Genomic DNA, 20,742 nt, shown 5'->3' with positions numbered 1-20,742 from the left:
GTGGCCCTTTTTACAACCCGGCGTGGGAAAATTCGGTAAAAATCGACCGAAATGGTAATTATCCCGGCCATCGCTTGCGCAAGATAAGGCTTTGGTAATAATTCAGCCTTCTTGTTTGATCATGATCTTTCCGGAAGCGAGAGAATCGGGAGCTTGATATGCAATTCAGATATGTGGTGACGGGCCTTGCGGTTGTGATGACTCTCGCCGGTTGCCAACGTACCTCCTACGATTACAACAACAATGGCAGCAACAATCCCGGTTATACGCCGCCTTTGCAGGCGCAGCCGGTGCCTTCCGTCCAGTCCGGCGCCCTGCCGCCGCCCGGTGGCGCTTCCGGCAGCCAGTTCCCGTCTGCGCCCGCCTCGGCAGCTCCCGGCGGCACTGATGTCGCTTCTGCCGCTCCGCCGGCTGCTGCGCTTGACGTCACCAAGGAATCCATGGTCGGCAACTGGCGCGTTTCCAATGGCGGCGCCAATTGCGACATGTTCCTGACGCTCACCAATCTCGGCAGCGGGTCGCGCGGCGGCACGCGCGGCTGCGCAGGCGAGCTGACGGCGATGGGCTCCTGGGAGGTCTCCGGCAAGATGGTTCTCTTCAAGGACCGCGCCGGCAATACGATCGGCCGTGTCTATAAAAGCGCCGATGCGCGGTATGACGGCACGACCAATAGCGGCCAGCCGCTCAGCCTTAGCCGATGAGCGCTTCCGGTGCCGCCGGATTGCCGTTTTCGCTCTAAGCAATTCCATTCGCCGCGGGTGCAGACTGGCGCCCGCGTCCGGGGCGCTTTTTCATGAAGCCATTGCCTGATTACAATCATAGTGTCGTTGAACAGCTCAACGCATTGACGGCAGCCGGCACGTTGCAGGCTGACGCCGCGCAGCTTGGCGTGGCGGCGCATCTCGACCGTATTCTCGCCGACCTCAAGGCACGCAAGCCTGCCAGGAAAAAAAGCGCGCTCGGCTGGATGTTCGCACGCAAGTCCGGGCCTGCCGTCGCCGTCAAGGGGCTTTATGTCTATGGCAGCGTCGGCCGCGGCAAGACGATGCTGATGGATATGTTCTATGAAATGGCGCCGGTTTCTTCCAAAAGGCGCTGCCATTTTCATGAATTCATGGCGGATGTGCATAACCGCGTGCATGCGCATCGGCAGAAACTGAAGAATGGCGAGACCAAACAGGCCGATCCCATTCCGCCGGTGGCGGCCGAGCTTCTGGCGGAAGCCGAGCTTTTATGTTTCGACGAATTCACCGTCACAGATATTGCCGATGCGATGATCCTCGCCCGGCTGTTCAGCGAACTCTTCGCCAATGGCTGCACATTGGTGACGACCTCCAACGTCGTGCCCAACAATCTCTACAAGGACGGTCTCAATCGCGGCCTGTTTCTGCCCTTCGTCGATCTGCTGAAGAAATATGTTGACGTGGTGACGCTGGACAGCCCCACCGATTACCGGATGGAGAAGCTGGAAAGCCTGCCGGTCTATGTCACGCCGCTCGACGGGTCGGCGGATCAGGCGATGGACATGGCCTGGCGGCACATGACCGGCGGTCACCTCGTCGCGCCGACGGAAATACCGATGAAGGGCCGCTCGATTCTGGTGCCGCGCGCCAGCGGCCGGGTGGCGCGCTTTTCCTTCTCCGACCTTTGCGAAAAGCCGCTTGGGGCCTCCGACTTCCTGGCCATCGCCAATCGTTTCGATACGGTGTTCATCGACCATATTCCGCTGCTCAATGCGGACAAGCGGAACGAGACCAAACGTTTCATCATCCTCATCGATGCTCTTTACGACCACAGCGTTCGGCTTTTTGCATCGGCTGCGGCCATGCCGGAGGACCTGCTCGGCAAGCGCAAGGGAACTGAAGGTTTCGAATTCGATCGTACCGCCTCGCGCCTGTTTGAAATGCGTAGCGCCGATTATCTGGCGCTGCACCATGAAAAACGGCAGAAAGTTTGACACTTTCGTGACGTATTTTCTTACGTTTACGTAAGAAAATATTGATCTAAACGATTGAAAATATTCATCACAAAAGAATCTGTTGCCAATTTTAGCCAATGGGGCTAATCGAAGTGCGACAATTTTGGCTGCCGGTTTGGCGCGGTGAAATTGAATTGAAGCTCAAGAGGAAGCATTCGATGGCTCGCAAAAAAATTGCACTTATTGGTTCTGGCATGATCGGCGGCACGCTGGCGCATCTCGCCAGCCTCAAGGAACTGGGCGATATCGTCCTCTTCGATATTGCCGACGGCATTCCGCAGGGCAAGGGTCTGGATATTGCCCAGTCCGGCCCGGTTGAAGGCTTCAATGCAAAGCTGACCGGCGCTTCCGATTATGCCGCCATCGAAGGTGCAGACGTCTGCATCGTCACCGCTGGCGTCGCCCGCAAGCCGGGCATGAGCCGCGACGATCTTCTCGGCATCAACCTCAAGGTCATGGAACAGGTCGGCGCCGGCATCAAGAAATATGCCCCGAACGCGTTCGTCATCTGCATCACCAACCCGCTCGACGCCATGGTCTGGGCACTGCAGAAGTTCTCCGGCCTGCCGAAGAACAAGGTTGTCGGCATGGCCGGCGTTCTCGACAGCGCCCGTTTCCGTCTGTTCCTTGCCGAAGAATTCAACGTTTCGGTTGAAGACGTCACCGCTTTCGTTCTCGGCGGTCACGGCGACACCATGGTGCCGCTCGCCCGTTACTCCACGGTTGCCGGCGTTCCGCTGACCGACCTCGTCAAGATGGGCTGGCTGACGGCAGAGCGTCTCGAGCAGATCATCCAGCGCACCCGTGACGGCGGCGCGGAAATCGTCGGCCTGCTGAAGACCGGTTCGGCCTATTATGCGCCGGCCGCTTCGGCAATCGAAATGGCTGAATCCTATCTCAAGGACAAGAAGCGCGTTCTGCCCGCCGCTGCCCACCTCTCGGGCCAGTATGGCGTAGACGACATGTATGTCGGCGTTCCCACCATCATCGGTGCCGGCGGTATCGAGCGCATCATTGAGATCGAACTCAACAAGGAAGAAGAAGCCGCCTTCCAGAAATCCGTCGGCGCTGTCGCTGGTCTTTGCGAAGCCTGCGTCAACATCGCTCCGTCGCTGAAGTAATAGCCTAGCGGCTCCAAACAGGGATTATTCCATGAATATTCACGAATATCAGGCCAAGGCTCTTCTGAAGGGCTACGGCGCGCCGGTTGCTGAAGGCGTCGCCATTCTCAAGGTCGAAGAAGCCGAAGCTGCTGCCAAGCAGCTTCCCGGCCCGCTTTACGTCGTCAAGAGCCAGATCCACGCCGGCGGCCGCGGCAAGGGCAAGTTCAAGGAACTCGGCCCGGACGCCAAGGGCGGCGTTCGTCTGGCGAAGTCCATCGACGAAGTCGTTTCCCACGCCAAGGACATGCTCGGCAACACGCTGGTAACGGCGCAGACCGGCGACGCCGGCAAGCAGGTCAACCGTCTCTATATCGAAGACGGCGCCGACATTGCCCGCGAACTCTATTGCTCGCTGCTGGTTGACCGTTCTGTCGGCCAGGTCGCATTCGTGGTTTCCACGGAAGGCGGCATGGACATCGAGGCTGTCGCCCACGACACGCCCGAGAAGATTCACACCATCGCCATCAACCCGGAAAAGGGTGTGAGCGACGCTGACGTTGCCGCGATCTCCAAGGCTCTCGAGCTTGACGGCGTTGCAGCTGAAGACGCCAAGGCGCTGTTCCCGATCCTCTACAAGGCCTTCAATGAGAAGGACATGGCTCTCCTCGAAGTCAACCCGCTGATCGTCATGGAAAATGGCCATCTGCGCGTTCTCGACGCCAAGATGTCCTTCGACGGCAACGCGCTGTTCCGCCACGACGACGTCAAGGCGCTGCGCGACGAGACCGAAGAAGACGCCAAGGAAATCGAAGCCTCCAAGTGGGACCTCGCTTACGTCGCGCTCGACGGCAACATTGGCTGCATGGTCAACGGCGCCGGTCTCGCCATGGCGACGATGGACATCATCAAGCTTTACGGCAAAGAGCCGGCTAACTTCTGCGACGTCGGCGGCGGCGCCGGCAAGGAGAAGGTTGCGGCAGCCTTCAAGATCATCACGGCTGACCCGAAGGTCGAGGGCATCCTTGTCAACATCTTCGGCGGCATCATGAAGTGCGACGTCATCGCCGAGGGCGTAATCGCCGCGGTGAAGGAAGTCGGTTTGCAGGTTCCGCTCGTCGTTCGCCTCGAAGGCACCAACGTCGAACTTGGCAAGAAGCTTCTCAACGAATCTGGCCTTGCGATTACGGCTGCTGACGATCTGGACGACGCAGCCAAGAAGATCGTCGCGGCGATCAACGGCTAATTGAGGGACCGGAAATAATGTCTATTCTTGTTAATAAAGACACGAAGATCCTCGTTCAGGGTCTGACCGGCAAGACCGGCACCTTCCACACCGAACAGGCGCTTGCCTATTACGGCACGCAGATGGTTGGCGGTATTCACCCGAAGAAGGGCGGCGAAACCTGGACCGGTTCCAAGGGCGAAAGCCTGCCGATCTTCGCAACGGTTGCCGAAGCCAAGGAAAAGACCGGTGCAGACGCATCCGTGATCTACGTTCCGCCGGCAGGTGCAGCAGACGCCATCATCGAAGCCATCGATGCGGAAATTCCGTTCATCACCTGCATCACCGAAGGTATCCCGGTCATGGACATGGTTCGCGTCAAGGCCCGCCTCGACCGCTCCAAGTCGCGCCTGCTCGGCCCGAACTGCCCGGGTATCCTGACGCCGGAAGAATGCAAGATCGGCATCATGCCGGGCTCCATCTTCCGCAAGGGTTCGGTCGGTATCGTTTCGCGTTCGGGCACGCTCACCTATGAAGCCGTGTTCCAGACCTCCAACGAAGGCCTCGGTCAGACGACGGCTGTCGGCATCGGCGGCGACCCGGTCAAGGGCACCGAGTTCATCGACGTGCTGGAAATGTTCCTCGCCGACGAAGCCACCCAGTCGATCATCATGATCGGCGAAATCGGCGGCTCGGCTGAAGAAGATGCGGCGCAGTTCCTGATCGACGAAGCCAAGAAGGGCCGCAAGAAGCCGATGGCCGGCTTCATCGCGGGCCGTACGGCTCCGAAGGGCCGCACCATGGGCCACGCCGGCGCTGTTGTTTCCGGCGGCAAGGGCGATGCAGAGTCCAAGATCGCAGCCATGGAAGCGGCTGGCATCAAGGTGTCGCCTTCTCCGGCGCGCCTCGGCAAGACGCTGGTTGAAGTCCTCAAGGGCTGAGACCACATGAGACCGGTAACGGGCGGCGCGGCTTTAATGCCACGCTGCCCGATGCCGCAAGAAGACAGACAGCATACCGCCCCGGCGGCAGACAGCAATAATCTAAGCGGCAGGCCGGCGAACGGCCCTAACGGCATCGAGGAGGCGGACGGATAAGTCCGCAAGAACACAATGGCAAGGCAAGAAGCGAACGAGCAGTTTCAGATCACGTCGTTTCTGGACGGCGCGAATGCAGCCTATATCGAGCAGCTCTATGCCCGGTACGAAGAGGATCCCTCTTCCGTGTCGCCGGAGTGGCAGAGCTTCTTCAAGGCGTTGTCCGATAATCCGGAAGACGTGAAGAAGGCGGCCAAGGGCGCCTCCTGGAAGCGCGCCAACTGGCCGATCCCGGCGAATGGCGAACTGGTTTCCGCGCTGGACGGTAACTGGGCCACGGTCGAAAAGGCCATCGAGAAGAAGGTTCAGGCCAAGGCTGAAGCCAAGAGCGCCGACACCGGCAAGCCGGTCAGCGAAGCCGAAGTGCTGCAGGCGACCCGTGACAGCGTTCGCGCCATCATGATGATCCGCGCCTATCGCATGCGCGGCCACCTGCATGCCAAGCTCGATCCGCTCGGCATCGCCGTCGCGGTTGAAGATTACAATGAGCTGTCGCCGAAGTCCTACGGCTTCGAGGAAAGCGACTACGACCGCAAGATTTTCATCGATAACGTTCTCGGCCTCGAATATGCGACCGTGCGTGAGATGATCGATATTCTGGAGCGCACCTACTGCTCCACCATCGGCGTCGAATTCATGCACATGTCCAGCCCGGAAGAAAAAGGCTGGATCCAGGAGCGCATCGAAGGCCCTGACAAGGGCGTCGCCTTCACGGCGGAAGGCAAGAAGGCCATTCTGTCGAAGCTGGTCGAAGCCGAAGGTTACGAGCAGTTCCTCGACGTGCGCTTCAAGGGCACCAAGCGTTTCGGCCTCGATGGCGGTGAATCGCTGATCCCGGCGCTCGAGCAGATCATCAAGCGCGGCGGCCAGGAAGGTCTGGAAGAAGTCGTTCTCGGCATGGCCCACCGTGGCCGCCTGAACGTTCTGACCAACGTGATGGGCAAGCCGCATCGCGCCGTGTTCCACGAGTTCAAGGGCGGTTCGTTCAAGCCTGACGATGTCGAGGGTTCGGGCGACGTGAAGTACCACCTCGGTGCGTCCTCCGACCGCGAATTCGACGGCAACAAGGTTCACCTGTCGCTGACGGCCAACCCGTCGCATCTTGAAATCGTCAACCCTGTCGTCATGGGCAAGGCCCGCGCCAAGCAGGACCAGCTGGCCAAGCAGTGGGACGGCGATATCATTCCGCTGTCCGAGCGCGCCAAGGTGCTGCCGCTGCTGCTGCACGGCGATGCCGCTTTTGCGGGTCAGGGCGTGGTTGCCGAAATTCTCGGCCTTTCCGGCCTGCGCGGCCACCGCGTTGCCGGCACCATGCACTTCATCATCAACAACCAGATCGGCTTCACGACGAACCCGGCCTTCTCGCGTTCGTCGCCCTATCCGTCCGACGTCGCCAAGATGATCGAAGCGCCGATCTTCCACGTTAACGGCGATGATCCGGAAGCGGTGACCTATGCGGCCAAGGTTGCGACCGAATACCGTATGAAGTTCCACAAGCCTGTCGTCATCGACATGTTCTGCTACCGCCGCTTCGGCCATAACGAAGGCGATGAGCCGGCGTTCACGCAGCCGAAGATGTACAAGGTCATCCGTGGCCACAAGACAGTCGCGCGCATCTATGCCGACCGCCTGATCGCGGAAGGCCTGATGAACGAAGGCGAATTCGAGAAGATGAAGGCCGACTGGCGCGCTCATCTCGAGCAGGAATTCGAGGCAGGCCAGTCCTACAAGCCGAACAAGGCCGACTGGCTGGACGGTCAGTGGTCGGGTCTGCGCGCCGCCGACAATGCCGATGAGCAGCGTCGCGGCAAGACCGGCGTGCCGATGAAGCAGCTCAAGGAAATCGGCAAGAAGCTGTCGACCATTCCGGAAGGCTTCAGCGCCCACCGCACGATCCAGCGTTTCATGGAAAACCGCTCGCAGATGGTCGAGACGGGCGAAGGCATCGACTGGGCAATGGCGGAAGCGCTTGCGTTCGGTTCGCTCGTTGCCGACGGCCACAAGATTCGTCTTTCCGGTCAGGATTGCGAACGCGGCACCTTCTCGCAGCGTCACTCGGTTCTCTACGATCAGGAAACCGAAGAACGTTACATCCCGCTCGCCAACCTTTCGCCGACGCAGGCCCGTTACGAAGTCATCAACTCGATGCTTTCGGAAGAAGCCGTTCTCGGTTTCGAATACGGCTACTCGCTGGCCCGCCCGAATGCGCTGACGCTCTGGGAAGCCCAGTTCGGCGACTTCGCCAACGGCGCGCAGGTGGTGTTCGACCAGTTCATCTCTTCGGGTGAACGCAAGTGGCTGCGCATGTCCGGTCTCGTCTGCCTTCTGCCGCATGGTTATGAAGGTCAGGGTCCGGAACATTCGTCCGCCCGTCTGGAGCGCTGGCTGCAGATGTGCGCCGAAGACAACATGCAGGTTGCCAACTGCACGACGCCGGCCAACTACTTCCACATCCTGCGCCGCCAGGTGAAGCGCGACTTCCGCAAGCCGCTGATCCTGATGACGCCGAAGTCGCTGCTGCGTCACAAGCGCGCCACCTCTTCGCTGGCCGAGCTTGCAGGCGAGTCCTCCTTCCACCGTCTCCTGTGGGACGATGCTGAGGTCATCAAGGACGGCCCGATCAAGCTGCAGAAGGATTCGAAGATCCGCCGTGTCGTCATGTGCACGGGCAAGGTCTATTACGATCTGCTGGAGGAACGCGAAAAGCGCGGTATCGACGATATCTACCTGCTGCGTATCGAACAGCTTTACCCGTTCCCGGCCAAGGCGCTCATCAACGAGCTGTCGCGCTTCCGCAATGCGGAAATGGTCTGGTGCCAGGAAGAGCCGAAGAACATGGGTGCGTGGTCGTTCATCGATCCTTACCTGGAATGGGTCCTGGCGCATATTGACGCCAAGTACCAGAAGGTCCGTTATACGGGCCGTCCGGCTGCCGCCTCTCCGGCGACCGGCCTGATGTCCAAGCATCTGGCGCAGCTTGCTGCGTTCCTGGAAGACGCGCTGGGAGAGTGAGAACTCTCCCGCATCGCCCCGCAAAAAAGACACCTGAATAACGGAACTAGATCATGGCCACTGAAATCCGCGTACCAACCCTCGGCGAATCCGTCAGCGAAGCGACCGTCGGCACCTGGTTCAAGAAGGTCGGCGATACCGTCAAGGCCGACGAACCGCTCGTTGAACTGGAAACCGACAAGGTTACCGTCGAAGTCCCGGCGCCTGCCTCCGGCGTTCTCACCGAAATCGTTGCGCAGAACGGCGAGACCGTCGGTCTCGACGCGCTTCTCGGCCAGATCGCCGAAGGTGCTGCCGGCGCTGCAACCTCTGCACCTGCCGCAGAACCGGCAAAGCCTGCTGCGGCTGCCGCACCGGCGCCTGCCGCCGTTGCCGCTCCGGCAACCGGCTCCATGCCGCCTGCACCTGCCGCCGGCAAGCTGCTTGCTGAAAACAACCTGTCCGCCGATCAGGTCGACGGTTCGGGCAAGCGCGGTCAGGTTCTGAAGGGTGACGTTCTCGCCGCTGTCGCCAAGGGCGTTTCGGCACCTGCCGCCGCTCCGGCTCCGGTTGCTGCTGCTCCCCGTCCGGTTTCCGCCGAGCAGGATCAGGTTCGCGAAGAGCGCGTGAAGATGACCCGCCTGCGTCAGACGATCGCCCGTCGCCTGAAGGATGCGCAGAACACCGCCGCCATGCTGACCACCTATAATGAGGTGGACATGAGCGCCGTCATGGACCTGCGTAACCGCTACAAGGACGTGTTCGAGAAGAAGCATGGCGTCAAGCTCGGCTTCATGGGCTTCTTCACCAAGGCCGTGACCCACGCCCTGAAGGAACTGCCTGCTGTCAACGCTGAAATCGACGGCACGGACATCATCTACAAGAACTATTGTCACGTCGGCATGGCTGTCGGCACCGACAAGGGTCTCGTCGTTCCGGTCATCCGCGATGCCGACCAGCTCTCCATCGCCGGCGTCGAAAAGGAACTCGGCCGCCTCGCCAAGGCAGCGCGTGACGGTTCGCTCGGCATGGCCGACATGCAGGGCGGCACCTTCACCATCACCAATGGCGGTGTCTACGGTTCGCTGATGTCCTCGCCGATCCTCAATGCACCGCAGTCGGGCATCCTCGGCATGCACAAGATCCAGGAGCGCCCGGTCGCCATCGGCGGTCAGGTCGTCATCCGTCCGATGATGTATCTTGCGCTCTCCTACGATCACCGTATCGTTGACGGCAAGGAAGCCGTAACCTTCCTCGTTCGCGTCAAGGAAAGCCTGGAAGATCCGGAACGTCTGGTTCTCGATCTCTAAGACTGAAACAGGGGAGAAGAGGGATGGAAAACCTGGCCGGCGGGCATGGACCTTTCGTGTTCCTGCTGGCGCTCAGTGTCATTCTTCTTCTCCTGCATGTCTGCCTTCAGGCCATGTCCGCCACGCGGGAACTCGGCCTTGCCTGGAATGCGGGCGCGCGCGATACACGGCAGGACCTCACGGGTGTCTTCGCCGGGCGCGCGCAACGCGCCTCGGATAATTTTCGTGAGACCTATCCCGCTTTTGTCGGCCTGGTTCTCGCCCTTGCGATTGCCGGCGACGCCTCCGGTTGGGGGCTGACGGGCGGCTGGATATGGATCGCGGCGCGCATCGTCTATATTCCGCTTTATCTGGCAGGCATTGCCTATGTGCGGTCGGTCGCATGGGTCGTGTCGCTTGCCGGTCTGGTTCTCATGCTTGTCGCGCTGATCTGAGGTTGAGCCTATGCATCAATATCTCATCGAACTTGCATCCCTGATGGCGATCTTCTCCTTTGCGATCGTCTCTCCCGGCGCCGATCTCGCCATGGTCATGCGCCAGGCCATGGTGCATGGGCGTCGGCAGGCCATCATCACCAGCTTCGGTGTTGGAACGTCGCTGATGTTCCACGTCACCTATACGATCCTCGGACTTGGCCTCATCATTTCCCAGTCGATCTACCTCTTCAACATCGTCAAATGGCTCGGCGTCGCCTACCTGATCTATATCGGCATCAAGGCGCTGCGCGCCGGCAAGACCGAATTGCCTGCTGCTGAAGGTGAAGGCGTTCAGGCAAAAAGCGGCCAGACGGCGCTTAAGGCCTTCACGCTTGGCTTTGCCGCCAATGCGCTCAATCCCAAGCCGGTATTTTTCTTCCTGTCGATCTTTTCGACGGTGGTCCATGCGCATACGCCGGTCGCCATCAAATTCGGATACGGGCTTGTCATGGCAAGCTGCCTTATCCTGTGGTTCGTCGGCGTCAGCCTGTTCATGACGACGCCACGCATGCGCGCCGCGTTTCAGCGCGCCAGCCAATGGATCGACCGCACCAGCGGTGTGGTCTTCATCGCACTCGGTATAAAACTAGCAACGGAAAAAGCGGCCTGAATTTCAGGTCAAACGCAAGCAGGGCAATGATCCGGCATCTTGCCCGATATCAATCAGGAAAACGAACATGGCATATGATGTAGTTGTAATCGGCACAGGTCCCGGCGGTTATGTTTGCGCGGTCAAGGCGGCACAGCTCGGCCTGAAGGTCGCCGTCATCGAAAAGCGTGCGACCTATGGCGGCACCTGCCTCAATGTCGGCTGCATCCCCTCCAAGGCGTTGCTGCATGCCTCCGAAACCTTCGCCCATGTCGCCCATGGCGTCGACACGCTCGGTATCGAAGTCGCTGCACCGAAGCTGAACCTTGAAAAGATGATGGGCCACAAGGACGGCGTGGTGAAGGCCAATGTTGACGGCGTGGCCTTCCTGTTCAAGAAGAACAAGATCGATGCCTTCCAGGGCACCGGCAAGGTGGTTTCCGCGGGCAAGGTTTCCGTCACCAACGACAAGGGTGAAGTTCAGGAAATCGAAGCCAAGAACATCGTCATCGCCACCGGTTCTGATGTTGCCGGCATTCCGGGCGTTCAGGTCGATATCGATGAATGCGTCATCGTTTCCTCCACCGGTGCGATCGCTCTTTCGAAGGTTCCGGAAAAGCTGATCGTTGTCGGCGGCGGCGTCATCGGCCTCGAGCTCGGTTCGGTCTGGTCGCGTCTCGGCGCCAAGGTCACTGTCGTTGAATATCTCGACAATATTCTCGGTGGCATGGATGGCGAAGTTTCCAAGCAGGCGCAGCGTCTGCTCGCCAAGCAGGGTCTCGATTTCAAGCTCGGCGCCAAGGTGACGGCTGTTGAAAAGACCGCTGCCGGCGCAAAGGTTGTGTTCGAGCCGGTCAAGGGCGGCGCTGCTGAAACGTTGGAAGCAAACGTCGTGCTGATCTCCACCGGCCGCAAGCCCTACACCGAAGGTCTCGGCCTTGCTGAAGCCGGCGTCGTGCTGGACAGCCGCGGCCGTGTCGAAATCGACGGCCACTACAAGACCAATGTCGACGGCATCTATGCGATCGGCGACGTGGTGAAGGGCCCGATGCTGGCGCACAAGGCGGAAGACGAGGGCGTTGCTCTCGCGGAAATCCTCGCCGGCCAGCGCGGCCATGTGAATTACGACGTCATTCCGGCGGTCGTCTATACGCAGCCGGAAATCGCTTCCGTCGGCAAGACCGAGGAAGAACTGAAGGCCGCTGGCATCGCCTACAAGGTCGGCAAGTTCCCGTTCACCGCCAATGGCCGCGCCCGCGCCATGCAGGTGACGGATGGTTTCGTGAAGATCCTTGCCGACAAGGAAACCGACCGGGTTCTCGGCGGCCACATCGTTGGCTTCGGCGCCGGCGAAATGATCCACGAAATCACCGTGCTGATGGAATTCGGCGGTTCTTCGGAAGATCTCGGCCGCACCTGCCATGCGCATCCGACCATGTCGGAAGCGGTAAAGGAAGCAGCGCTGGCGACTTTCTTCAAGCCGATCCACATGTGATCGGTTTTGGAGCCCGCTGCTCCAACATTAAATTTCAGTCATCTGCCAAACCCCGGCTTGCCATGCAGGCCGGGGTTTTTCATACTTGCGCCATAGCCTGTCTAACCTTTTGATAAAAGGCAGTAAAATGGCATTTTCAACTCAAGTTTCCTTCACCGTTCCGCAGCGTGTCATTCACTGGACGATGGCGCTTCTGATCTTCTTCAACCTGCTGTTTCCCGATGGGATGGAACATGCCTACCGGCTGATGCGGCGGGGCGAAACGCTCACACCGGAACAGGTATCTTCAGCCAATATTCACGCCTATGTCGGCTTCACCATTCTGTTGCTTGCGGTGCTGCGCCTCTGTCTACGCTTCTTCCAGGGCGCGCCGCCGCATCCCGCCGAAGAACCGCGGCCGTTTCGGATCGCCGCGAAGGTGGCGCATTTCACCTTCTACGCCCTGTTCTTCGTCCTGCCCCTGTCCGGTATTGCCGCTTATTATTTCGGCGCTCAGCCGGCCGGGCAGTTGCATTCCGGACCCTTCAAGGCGCTGATGTGGGTGCTGATCGCCGGTCACGTCGTCGCCGTTCTGGTTCATCAGTTCTACTGGCGCACCAATGTCCTGAAGCGCATGACGCACGGCTAAGCGGCGGTTTGTCACGTTCCCGGTTTCTCGGAAAAAGAGGAAGGTGGCCCTTGCCGCATGGCGCGGCCGGGGTTCAGGAATGCGGGATATCAACGACATATTGCCCGGCGCGGACTGGCAGGATTGCTATCAGGGAGAGATGGTAACACCGGAGCCGTCCTCACTCGATGTGAGCAGGCTTCTTCTCGATCATCCTCCGGCATGGATCGGCAGCCTTATGGCGCTTCGAAACCGTATCGTATCGCTTTTCGGTTTAAGAGCGGTCGAACTGGCGGCTGGCATATCGGCAGGAGGTTTTCCCGTCCTGTCCTCCACGCCACAACGGACTGTGCTGGGCTTCGATGACCGCCATCTCGATTTCCGGATCGTCGTCGATCTCGAAGAGAAGGAAAACCGCCAGCTGGCGACTGTCACCACCATCGTCAGGCGCAAGAATCTGTTCGGGCGGCTTTATCTTCTTGTCGTCGGGCCGTTTCACCGCCGCATCGTGCCGGCGACGATGCGGCCGTTCTGCGCCAATGTCCGGCCCATCAGCATCGGAAGTGAGTGGATCAGTCAACCCGCGTGAGGGTGAAACCCTGTGCGCGCAGCAGTTCGATGACGCCTTCCTCACCGGGCAGATGCAGCGCGCCAACGGCCATGAAGACATTGCCCCTGGCAAGCTCGGGCGAGGCTCGTTCAGCCATGACATGGTTGCGGTCGGTGATGATGCGCTGTTCGAAGGCGGCGTAGCCCTGTTCATTTTCAGCCGCAGCCTTCTTGGGGTCCAGGCTTTTGAGCATGGGCATGGTCATGCCGATATCGCCGGCGACGTAGAGGTCGGTCATGGTCGTCATCACGTCATTCATGCGCTCGCCGAGTTCCAGCGTTTCGATCAGCGCCTGAAGATGAAATTCCATCGGCAGCTCGGACATGGCCGTCAGCTGCTCGACCATGGTCTCCAGCCCGACAAGATGCTTGCCGTCGGCAATCGCATCTTCGGCCAGTTTCTTGTCGAGGAAAGAGAGGCCGGTCGCCTTGCGGGCGAATTCACAGGCGGGAAGGGCGACGAAGCTCGAAAGCATCCACGGTTTCATGCGCGAAACGGCGTTCAGAGGAATGCCGCGTTCCTTGAGGCCTCTTTCGAGGCGGGCGACATTTTCCGGCGACAGGATATCGGTGATCGATTTGCCGTCCAGAAACATGGTGAGCTCAGGCTTGCTCAGCAGCGATGCCGCGACCTTTTTGTCGTCGACGATTTCGTCCGATTCCACGATGACAGTCGCGGCCTTCTCAAAAGCGGGGCTGGCGGCGGCAGGCATTTCCAGAACGCGCGGATCGGTGACATGCATGGTTCCGAGAAGATAGGACGGGGCAGTATCTGCCTTTTCAATACGCCAGAAATTGCCCTTGCCATTCGGGATTGCGGCCGCTTCCTGTTCGATCTTTGCGAAGCCTTCAGGATCGGCCTTGCGCATGTCCACAAGAATATCACTGCCCGTGCAGGTGATCTGCTGCTCTGCGGCTTCCGCTTGTCCCAGCGAAAGCAAGGTCATGAACAGGATTGCGACGGCGGTGACATGCAGGGCGGCAAGCAGCCAGAGCAGGGCGTCGCCGGTCTTGCCCATCAGGGTGGCGGTGAGATTTTGTGGTTTTATCAGGCTGTGCATCGGTCCAATCCGGTTGTCGTTCGCTTATAGAACGGCGGCTTGGATGTCTGGTTAATGATTATGGTTAACCAATTCCTGCTTCATGCGCGGGGATGGGCGTTGTCGTAGATTTCCAGCAATCTTGCAGTGTCCACACCGGTATAGACCTGTGTGGTGGACAGGCTCGCATGGCCGAGCAATTCCTGAATGGTGCGCAGGTCGCCGCCGCCGGCCAGAAGATGGGTGGCGAAGGAATGGCGCAGCGCATGCGGCGTGGCGTTTTCCGGCAGGCCAAAAGCGCCGCGCAGTTTCTGCATTTCCCGCTGGATGATGGCGGGCTGCAATTTTCCACCGCGTGCGCCGAGGAACATGGGTTCGTCCGCCGACAGGGCGTAGGGGCAGAGCTTGCTGTAGGTATCGACGGCTTCCGTCACCACCGCCAGCAGCGGCACGATCCGCGTCTTGTTGCCCTTGCCGGTAATGCGCAGGCTGCGGGCTCCGGGCGGGAAATCGGCGGGTGTGAGGTCGAGCGCCTCCGAAATGCGAAGGCCGCAGCCATAAAGCAGCGAGAGGACCGCAGCATTGCGGGCGGCGATCCACGGTTCTTCATTCAACTGCGCCTCGGCCGTGGTGATTTTCAGCGCCTGCCGGTCGGTCAGCGGTTTCGGCAGGGATTTCGGCTGTTTTGGCGCGCGCATGGCGGTAGCGCCCGCCGCGTTGACGAGGCTCTTTTTCTGCAGGTGGTGCAGCAAAGAGCGCAGGCCCGCCAGATGCCGGCCCAGCGAACGTGCGCCGGCGCCTTCTTTCCGCCGGTTGGCCAGAAAGGCGCGAAGATCCACCGGGCGCAGATCGGCAATGTCGGTTATGGAGGCCGGTTTGCCGATGTAACCGGTCAGGAACGTCAGAAATTGCCTGGTATCGCGCTCATAAGCCTCGACGGTATTGTCCGAAAGCCGGCGTTCGCCGGCGAGTGCGGCGAGCCAGGACTGGCGCTCGGCAAGAAGATCGGCTTGGGCAAATGTCAGGATTTCGGTCACGAGGCGCTCCATTCCATGCTTCGAAACTATGCGCTTATGGTCAGCATTTGGTTAAGAGGTGGACTTTGCGAGGCGCGCCCACTACATGCGGGCGGTTTCCTTTTTCCTGTCGTCGGGGCATGGTCGCCACATCATGGCAAAAGATTCGTCCGATCTATTTGGGGCTCTGTTCGACCCGCCGTCGCCCACGCGCACGGTGCCCGTTCTCGTGCCCATGCCTGCCCCCGGACCTTATAGCTACTCCGTACCGGAAGACATGGTGGTGGAGACGGGTTCCGTCGTGCAGGTGCCGCTCGGCCCCCGGCAGGTCTTCGGCGTGGTGTGGGACGATGCGGGCGAGAAGGGCGTCGATCCGAAGAAATTGCGGCCCATTACCAAAAGTTTCGAGTGCCCGCCGCTGAAGGCGGAGATGCGCCGCTTCGTGGATTGGGTCGCCGCCTACACGCTGTCTCCGCCCGGCCTGGTGGCCCGCATGGCGCTCAGAGCGCCTGCCGCCTTCGATCCCGAGCCGATGATCGAGGGGCTGCGGCTGACCGAAGGCCGGCCGGAGCGCCTTACCCCCGCCCGCGAGCGGGTGATGGAACTGGCGGCGGAAGGGCATGGCTGGACGAAGAGCGGACTTGCCCATGCCGCCGGCGTTTCGACCAGCGTCATCGATGGTCTCGTCAAACAGGGCGTGTTCGAGACGGTGTTTCTGCCGGCGCCGCCTGTCGTGGCCGAGCCAGATCCTGATTATGTCGAGCCGCGTCTGGAAGGCCCGCAGAAACAGGCCGCTTCCGAGATTCTCGAAGATGTGCGCAAGGGCGGTTTTCACGTCTCGCTTATCGACGGCGTCACGGGTTCGGGCAAGACCGAGGTCTATTTCGAGGCGGTGGCCGAGACGCTCCGGCAGGGCAAACAGGTCCTCATCCTGCTGCCCGAAATTGCGCTGACGGCGGCCTTCCTTGAGCGTTTTCAGGATCGTTTCGGTGCGAAACCGGCGGAATGGCATTCGGACCTGTCGCCGCGCATGCGCGAAAAGGTCTGGCGGCAGGCGGTGACGGGCGAAGTGAAGGTGGTGGCCGGTGCGCGCTCGGCGCTTTTCCTGCCCTTCGACAACCTCGGTCTGATCATCGTCGATGAGGAGCACGATCCGGCCTATAAGCAGGAAGACCGCGTCTATTACAATGCCCGCGACATGGCGGTCGTGAGAGCGCGGATCGCGGAATTTCCTGTCGTGCTGGTGTCGGCCACGCCGTCGGTGGAAAGCCAGGTTAACGGCAGTTCGGGGCGTTACAACACCATTCACCTGCACACGCGCTTCGGCGATGCGGCGATGCCCGATCTGCATCTTGTCGATATGCGCCGCCATCCGCCGGAACGGGGAGGGTTTCTTTCCCCGGTTCTGCTGCGCGGTATCGGCAAGACCATCGAGAAGGGCGAGCAGGCTCTGCTCTTCCTCAATCGTCGCGGTTATGCGCCGCTGACGCTCTGCCGGGTTTGCGGCCATCGTTTCCAGTGCCCGCAATGTTCCAGCTGGCTGGTGGAGCACCGGTTCCGCAATCAATTGCAGTGCCACCAATGCGGCCACAACGAGCCGACACCCGACCATTGCCCGGAATGCGGCACCTTCGATCATCTGGTGGCCTGCGGGCCGGGTGTGGAGCGCATCGCCGAGGAGGTGGAGAAACATTTCCCCGAGGCCCGCACCATCGTGCTCTCCTCCGATCTCATGGGCGTCAAGCGGTTGCGGCTGGAGCTGGAGGCGATCGTCAAGGGCGAGGCCGATATCGTCATTGGTACGCAGCTCGTCGCCAAGGGGCATAATTTTCCGCTGATGACGCTCGTCGGCATCGTCGATGCCGATCTCGGCCTTGCCAATGGCGATCCGCGCGCGGCGGAGCGAACCTTCCAGCTGCTCTCGCAGGTGACGGGGCGCGCCGGGCGCACGGGGTTGAAGAGCCATGGCCTGCTGCAGACCTATCAGCCGCAGCATCCCGTCATGCAGGCCATCGTTTCAGGCGATGCCTCGGCCTTCTACGAAAGGGAAATCGTGGAGCGGGAAAAGGCCGTTCTGCCGCCCTTCGGACGGCTTGCCTCGATCATCGTTTCCGCCGATACGCGCGGGGAAGCGGAAACCCATGCGCGCGGCTTGAGGGCCGCCGCCCCGCAGGTTACCGGCATCATGCTGCTCGGTCCGGCGGAGGCACCGCTTGCGCTCATCCGTGGCCGCCACCGCTTCCGCCTTCTGGTGCACGGGCGGCGCAATTCCGACATGCAGTCTTTCCTTCGCACATTGCTGGCCAATGGCCCCAAAGAGCGCGGCAGCGTGTATGTTCAGCTCGATATAGATCCGCAAAGTTTCCTTTGAACTTTGCCGGAGGGGGCGTTTTCCCGCTGTCATGACCGTGTCATAACGCAGCAGGCAGTCAAAATGATTTGGGGAACGAGATGGAGTTTTATTTTCCCGCCGAGTTCGGCGAGCAGCTGGCCTTCGGTGCGGCGGCGGTGTCGGCCGTGATGGGCCTGTTTTTCATGTTTGCGCCGGGGATTACGCTGCGCGCCTTCGGTCTGCAGCCCGCCGGTGAGCGCAGGGATGGTTATGCGCTCGTGCGTTCGTCGCTTGCCGGGTTCTATCTCGGTCTCGGCGCTGCCGCCCTTCTTCTCGCGCAGCCCATGGTCTACCTCGCCTTCGGTGCGGCTTTCGGTCTCAGCGTGTTCGGCGGCATTCTCTCCATACTGTCAGATGGTGGCGCAACCATGCGGAATTTCATACTTCTGGTTGTGCACTTTCTGCTGTCCGCACTCGCTCTGAGCTACGTCTTCGGGCTGGTCTGAGGCGGGCTTTTTGGCTTTTGTGCCGCACATGCGCCGCATCCTGAGCGAAAACGGAAAATTTAAACGCATTCCCCCTTGCCCAAACGGCGCTTTCCGCTATTACGCGTGTTGCGAGTCCCGGCGTCCTATGCTAGACGGACCGCGAAATTGGGAAAAGGCAGGGGGGAATTCCGGTCTTTTTCGGGGAAATTGAAACGATTTCAAGAATTTGATGCGGTGGAGCCCCATCGCAGATGGTCTTGGACGATTAGCAGGGAAAAAGTGCCCGTGGCAGAGACCTCCCAGGGAACATCCGGTGTAGCGGAAAGGTATGCGTCGTCGCTTTTCGAGCTTGCTTTGGAAGCGGGTACGGTCGAAGCGGTTCAGGCCGAACTGGACAAGTTTGGCGCACTTCTCGACGAAAGCGACGATTTGAAGCGTCTGGTTGCGAGCCCGGTGTTTTCCGCCGAGGATCAGTTCAAGGCAATCACCGCGATCTGCGAAAAGGCCGGTATTTCCGGTCTCGCTCTCAATTTCCTCAAGGTTGTTGCGAATAACCGCCGTCTCTTTGCCGTTCCCGGCATGATCCGCGCCTACCGCACCATTGCCGCCGCCCACCGCGGCGAAATCACCGCCGAGGTCACCTCGGCACATGCGCTCGACGAGGCGCAGGAAACTGAACTGAAAGCGGCGCTGAAGAGCGTTACCGGCAAGGATGTGACGATTTCCGTTACCGTCGACCCGTCGATCCTCGGCGGCCTGATCGTCAAGGTCGGCTCTCGCCAGATCGATACGTCTCTTCGCACCAAACTTTCCACCCTTAAGCTTGCACTGAAAGAGGTTGGCTGATGGATATCCGCGCCGCGGAAATTTCCGCAATTCTGAAAGATCAAATCAAAAATTTCGGCAACGAGGCGGAAGTCTCGGAAGTCGGCCAGGTGCTTTCCGTCGGTGACGGTATCGCCCGCGTTTATGGCCTCGACAATGTTCAGGCCGGCGAAATGGTCGAGTTTCCCGGCGGCATCCGCGGCATGGCGCTCAACCTCGAAGCCGACAACGTCGGTGTGGTTATCTTCGGTTCGGACCGTGACATCAAGGAAGGCGACACCGTAAAGCGGACTGGCGCTATCGTTGACGTTCCGGTCGGTCCGGAACTGCTCGGCCGCGTCGTTGACGCGCTGGGTAACCCGATCGACGGCAAGGGCCCGATCAATGCCGCCAAGCGTTCGCGCGTTGACGTCAAGGCTCCCGGCATCATTCCGCGCAAGTCGGTTCATGAGCCGATGTCGACCGGCCTCAAGGCCATTGACGCCCTGATCCCGGTTGGCCGCGGCCAGCGCGAGCTCGTCATCGGCGACCGCCAGACCGGCAAGACCGCCATCATTCTCGATACGATCCTGAACCAGAAGGCCATTCACGACAATGGTCCTGACGGGGACAAGCTCTATTGCGTCTACGTCGCTATCGGTCAGAAGCGTTCGACCGTCGCCCAGTTCGTGAAGGTTCTGGAAGAGCGCGGCGCGCTGCAGTATTCGATCATCGTTGCCGCCACGGCTTCCGATCCGGCTCCGATGCAGTACCTCGCTCCGTTCGCCGGCTGCGCCATGGGCGAATATTTCCGTGACAACGGCAAGCACGCTCTCATCGGTTACGACGACCTTTCCAAGCAGGCCGTTGCCTATCGTCAGATGTCGCTTCTGCTGCGCCGTCCTCCGGGCCGCGAAGCTTATCCGGGCGACGTTTTCTACCTTCACTCCCGTCTTCTCGAGCGCGCTGCAAAGCTCTCCGACGAAATGGGCGCTGGTTCGCTGACGGCTCTGCCTGTCATCGAAACCCAGGGTAATGACGTTTCGGCCTTTATTCCGACCAACGTGATCTCGATCACCGACGGCCAGATCTTCCTTGAAACCGACCTGTTCTATCAGGGTATCCGCCCGGCCGTTAACGTCGGTCTGTCGGTTTCGCGTGTTGGTTCCGCCGCCCAGATCAAGGCGATGAAGCAGGTTGCCGGTTCGATCAAGGGTGAACTCGCCCAGTATCGCGAAATGGCCGCCTTCGCCCAGTTCGGTTCGGACCTCGACGCTTCCACGCAGCGCCTGCTCAACCGCGGCGCTCGCCTGACCGAGCTTCTGAAGCAGCCGCAGTTCTCTCCGCTCAAGACGGAAGAACAGGTTGCGGTGATCTTCGCCGGCGTCAACGGTTACCTCGACAAGGTTCCGGTCGCACAGGTCGGCAAGTTCGAGCAGGGCCTGCTCTCCTACCTCCGGTCGGAAGGCAAGGCGATCCTCGACACCATCCGCACGGAAAAGGCTATCAGCGACGATACCAAGGGCAAGCTCAAGGGCGCTCTTGACAGCTTCGCCAAGTCTTTCTCGTAATCAGGGCTCTTTTA

18 protein-coding genes are annotated in these 20,742 nt (G+C 60.3%); 16 read left to right on the top strand and 2 right to left on the bottom strand.

Annotated elements, in window-relative coordinates; translation table 11 throughout:
* Positions 1–158 precede the first annotated feature (158 nt).
* From N5D22_RS14380 to N5D22_RS14325, 12 genes are all read left to right on the top strand, one after another.
* A complete protein-coding gene (locus N5D22_RS14380) occupies positions 159–701 on the top strand; it encodes a protease inhibitor Inh/omp19 family protein (protein ID WP_279656655.1) in 543 nt (180 codons plus the stop codon).
* Positions 702–793: 92 nt separating this feature from the next.
* Positions 794–1,957 (top strand): cell division protein ZapE, encoded by a 1,164-nt coding sequence (gene zapE, locus N5D22_RS14375; RefSeq protein WP_279656656.1) that lies wholly within the window; start codon positions 794–796, stop codon positions 1,955–1,957.
* Positions 1,958–2,136: 179 nt separating this feature from the next.
* Positions 2,137–3,099 carry a malate dehydrogenase gene (mdh, locus tag N5D22_RS14370; protein ID WP_003523512.1) on the top strand — a complete coding sequence of 321 codons (963 nt, stop codon included), beginning with the start codon at positions 2,137–2,139 and terminating at the stop codon, positions 3,097–3,099.
* Positions 3,100–3,130: 31 nt separating this feature from the next.
* Positions 3,131–4,324, top strand: coding sequence for an ADP-forming succinate--CoA ligase subunit beta (gene sucC, locus N5D22_RS14365; RefSeq protein ID WP_003492393.1), 1,194 nt, complete (start codon positions 3,131–3,133; stop codon positions 4,322–4,324).
* Positions 4,325–4,341: 17 nt separating this feature from the next.
* Positions 4,342–5,244, top strand: coding sequence for a succinate--CoA ligase subunit alpha (sucD, locus tag N5D22_RS14360; RefSeq protein WP_127756557.1), 903 nt, complete (start codon positions 4,342–4,344; stop codon positions 5,242–5,244).
* Between the two features lie 171 nt (positions 5,245–5,415).
* Complete coding sequence (locus tag N5D22_RS14355; RefSeq protein ID WP_279656657.1) at positions 5,416–8,412, top strand: 2-oxoglutarate dehydrogenase E1 component; 2,997 nt, start codon at positions 5,416–5,418, stop codon at positions 8,410–8,412.
* A 53-nt stretch (positions 8,413–8,465) separates the two neighbouring features.
* The gene (odhB, locus tag N5D22_RS14350) at positions 8,466–9,701 is read left to right on the top strand and encodes a 2-oxoglutarate dehydrogenase complex dihydrolipoyllysine-residue succinyltransferase (RefSeq protein WP_174057454.1); all 1,236 of its coding nucleotides are present in this window, start codon (positions 8,466–8,468) and stop codon (positions 9,699–9,701) included.
* 23 nt (positions 9,702–9,724) lie between these two features.
* Positions 9,725–10,135, top strand: coding sequence for an MAPEG family protein (locus N5D22_RS14345; RefSeq protein WP_279656658.1), 411 nt, complete (start codon positions 9,725–9,727; stop codon positions 10,133–10,135).
* Positions 10,136–10,145: 10 nt separating this feature from the next.
* Positions 10,146–10,787 carry a LysE family translocator gene (locus N5D22_RS14340; protein WP_279656659.1) on the top strand — a complete coding sequence of 214 codons (642 nt, stop codon included), beginning with the start codon at positions 10,146–10,148 and terminating at the stop codon, positions 10,785–10,787.
* Positions 10,788–10,854: 67 nt separating this feature from the next.
* Positions 10,855–12,261, top strand: a complete 1,407-nt coding sequence (lpdA, locus tag N5D22_RS14335) for a dihydrolipoyl dehydrogenase (RefSeq protein ID WP_279656660.1) — start codon at positions 10,855–10,857, stop codon at positions 12,259–12,261.
* A gap of 127 nt (positions 12,262–12,388) precedes the next feature.
* Complete coding sequence (locus tag N5D22_RS14330; protein ID WP_279656661.1) at positions 12,389–12,889, top strand: cytochrome b; 501 nt, start codon at positions 12,389–12,391, stop codon at positions 12,887–12,889.
* Between the two features lie 79 nt (positions 12,890–12,968).
* Positions 12,969–13,457, top strand: a complete 489-nt coding sequence (locus tag N5D22_RS14325) for a DUF2867 domain-containing protein (protein ID WP_279656662.1) — start codon at positions 12,969–12,971, stop codon at positions 13,455–13,457.
* On the opposite strand, the gene N5D22_RS14320 is transcribed toward N5D22_RS14325, so the two are convergent.
* Positions 13,441–14,538, bottom strand: a complete 1,098-nt coding sequence (locus N5D22_RS14320) for a TraB/GumN family protein (protein WP_279656663.1) — start codon at positions 14,536–14,538, stop codon at positions 13,441–13,443. The two genes, N5D22_RS14325 and N5D22_RS14320, sit on opposite strands and share 17 nt — an antisense overlap.
* A gap of 80 nt (positions 14,539–14,618) precedes the next feature.
* Positions 14,619–15,566, bottom strand: coding sequence for a tyrosine recombinase XerC (locus N5D22_RS14315; protein ID WP_279656665.1), 948 nt, complete (start codon positions 15,564–15,566; stop codon positions 14,619–14,621).
* A 121-nt stretch (positions 15,567–15,687) separates the two neighbouring features.
* On the opposite strand from N5D22_RS14315, the gene N5D22_RS14310 reads away from it, so the two are divergent.
* The 4 genes from N5D22_RS14310 (at position 15,688) to atpA (ending at position 20,728) form a co-directional block, all read left to right on the top strand.
* On the top strand, positions 15,688–17,904 hold the full coding sequence (locus N5D22_RS14310; RefSeq protein ID WP_279656666.1) for a primosomal protein N': 2,217 nt from the start codon (positions 15,688–15,690) through the stop codon (positions 17,902–17,904).
* Positions 17,905–17,984: 80 nt separating this feature from the next.
* Positions 17,985–18,371 (top strand): phage infection protein, encoded by a 387-nt coding sequence (locus N5D22_RS14305; RefSeq protein ID WP_279656667.1) that lies wholly within the window; start codon positions 17,985–17,987, stop codon positions 18,369–18,371.
* Between the two features lie 261 nt (positions 18,372–18,632).
* On the top strand, positions 18,633–19,199 hold the full coding sequence (locus tag N5D22_RS14300) for a F0F1 ATP synthase subunit delta (protein WP_279656668.1): 567 nt from the start codon (positions 18,633–18,635) through the stop codon (positions 19,197–19,199).
* Entirely contained in the window at positions 19,199–20,728 is a 1,530-nt protein-coding gene (gene atpA / locus N5D22_RS14295) for a F0F1 ATP synthase subunit alpha (RefSeq protein ID WP_004443771.1), read from the top strand. Before N5D22_RS14300 ends, atpA begins: the two co-directional genes overlap by 1 nt.
* Positions 20,729–20,742 lie beyond the last annotated feature (14 nt).

The sequence above is a fragment of the Agrobacterium sp. GD03872 genome, assembly GCF_029840625.1.
In the GTDB taxonomy this organism is placed as follows: domain Bacteria; phylum Pseudomonadota; class Alphaproteobacteria; order Rhizobiales; family Rhizobiaceae; genus Agrobacterium; species Agrobacterium fabrum_A.
Note: the sequence above shows the minus strand (reverse complement) of the source record. Positions and strands in the feature narration are given on the sequence as shown.

What these genes read in the sequence shown, in the direction of transcription:
- N5D22_RS14330 (WP_279656661.1), top strand. Translation starts at nt 12,389, where the DNA reads ATGGCATTTTCAACTCAAGTTTCCTTCACCGTTCCGCAGCGTGTCATT.
- N5D22_RS14355 (WP_279656657.1), top strand. Translation starts at nt 5,416, where the DNA reads ATGGCAAGGCAAGAAGCGAACGAGCAGTTTCAGATCACGTCGTTTCTG.
- N5D22_RS14305 (WP_279656667.1), top strand. Translation starts at nt 17,985, where the DNA reads ATGGAGTTTTATTTTCCCGCCGAGTTCGGCGAGCAGCTGGCCTTCGGT.
- N5D22_RS14325 (WP_279656662.1), top strand. Translation starts at nt 12,969, where the DNA reads ATGCGGGATATCAACGACATATTGCCCGGCGCGGACTGGCAGGATTGC.
- odhB (WP_174057454.1), top strand. Translation starts at nt 8,466, where the DNA reads ATGGCCACTGAAATCCGCGTACCAACCCTCGGCGAATCCGTCAGCGAA.
- sucD (WP_127756557.1), top strand. Translation starts at nt 4,342, where the DNA reads ATGTCTATTCTTGTTAATAAAGACACGAAGATCCTCGTTCAGGGTCTG.
- N5D22_RS14315 (WP_279656665.1), bottom strand. Translation starts at nt 15,566, where the DNA reads ATGGAGCGCCTCGTGACCGAAATCCTGACATTTGCCCAAGCCGATCTT.
- mdh (WP_003523512.1), top strand. Translation starts at nt 2,137, where the DNA reads ATGGCTCGCAAAAAAATTGCACTTATTGGTTCTGGCATGATCGGCGGC.
- N5D22_RS14380 (WP_279656655.1), top strand. Translation starts at nt 159, where the DNA reads ATGCAATTCAGATATGTGGTGACGGGCCTTGCGGTTGTGATGACTCTC.
- N5D22_RS14320 (WP_279656663.1), bottom strand. Translation starts at nt 14,538, where the DNA reads ATGCACAGCCTGATAAAACCACAAAATCTCACCGCCACCCTGATGGGC.
- atpA (WP_004443771.1), top strand. Translation starts at nt 19,199, where the DNA reads ATGGATATCCGCGCCGCGGAAATTTCCGCAATTCTGAAAGATCAAATC.
- zapE (WP_279656656.1), top strand. Translation starts at nt 794, where the DNA reads ATGAAGCCATTGCCTGATTACAATCATAGTGTCGTTGAACAGCTCAAC.
- N5D22_RS14340 (WP_279656659.1), top strand. Translation starts at nt 10,146, where the DNA reads ATGCATCAATATCTCATCGAACTTGCATCCCTGATGGCGATCTTCTCC.
- sucC (WP_003492393.1), top strand. Translation starts at nt 3,131, where the DNA reads ATGAATATTCACGAATATCAGGCCAAGGCTCTTCTGAAGGGCTACGGC.
- N5D22_RS14310 (WP_279656666.1), top strand. Translation starts at nt 15,688, where the DNA reads ATGGCAAAAGATTCGTCCGATCTATTTGGGGCTCTGTTCGACCCGCCG.
- N5D22_RS14345 (WP_279656658.1), top strand. Translation starts at nt 9,725, where the DNA reads ATGGAAAACCTGGCCGGCGGGCATGGACCTTTCGTGTTCCTGCTGGCG.
- lpdA (WP_279656660.1), top strand. Translation starts at nt 10,855, where the DNA reads ATGGCATATGATGTAGTTGTAATCGGCACAGGTCCCGGCGGTTATGTT.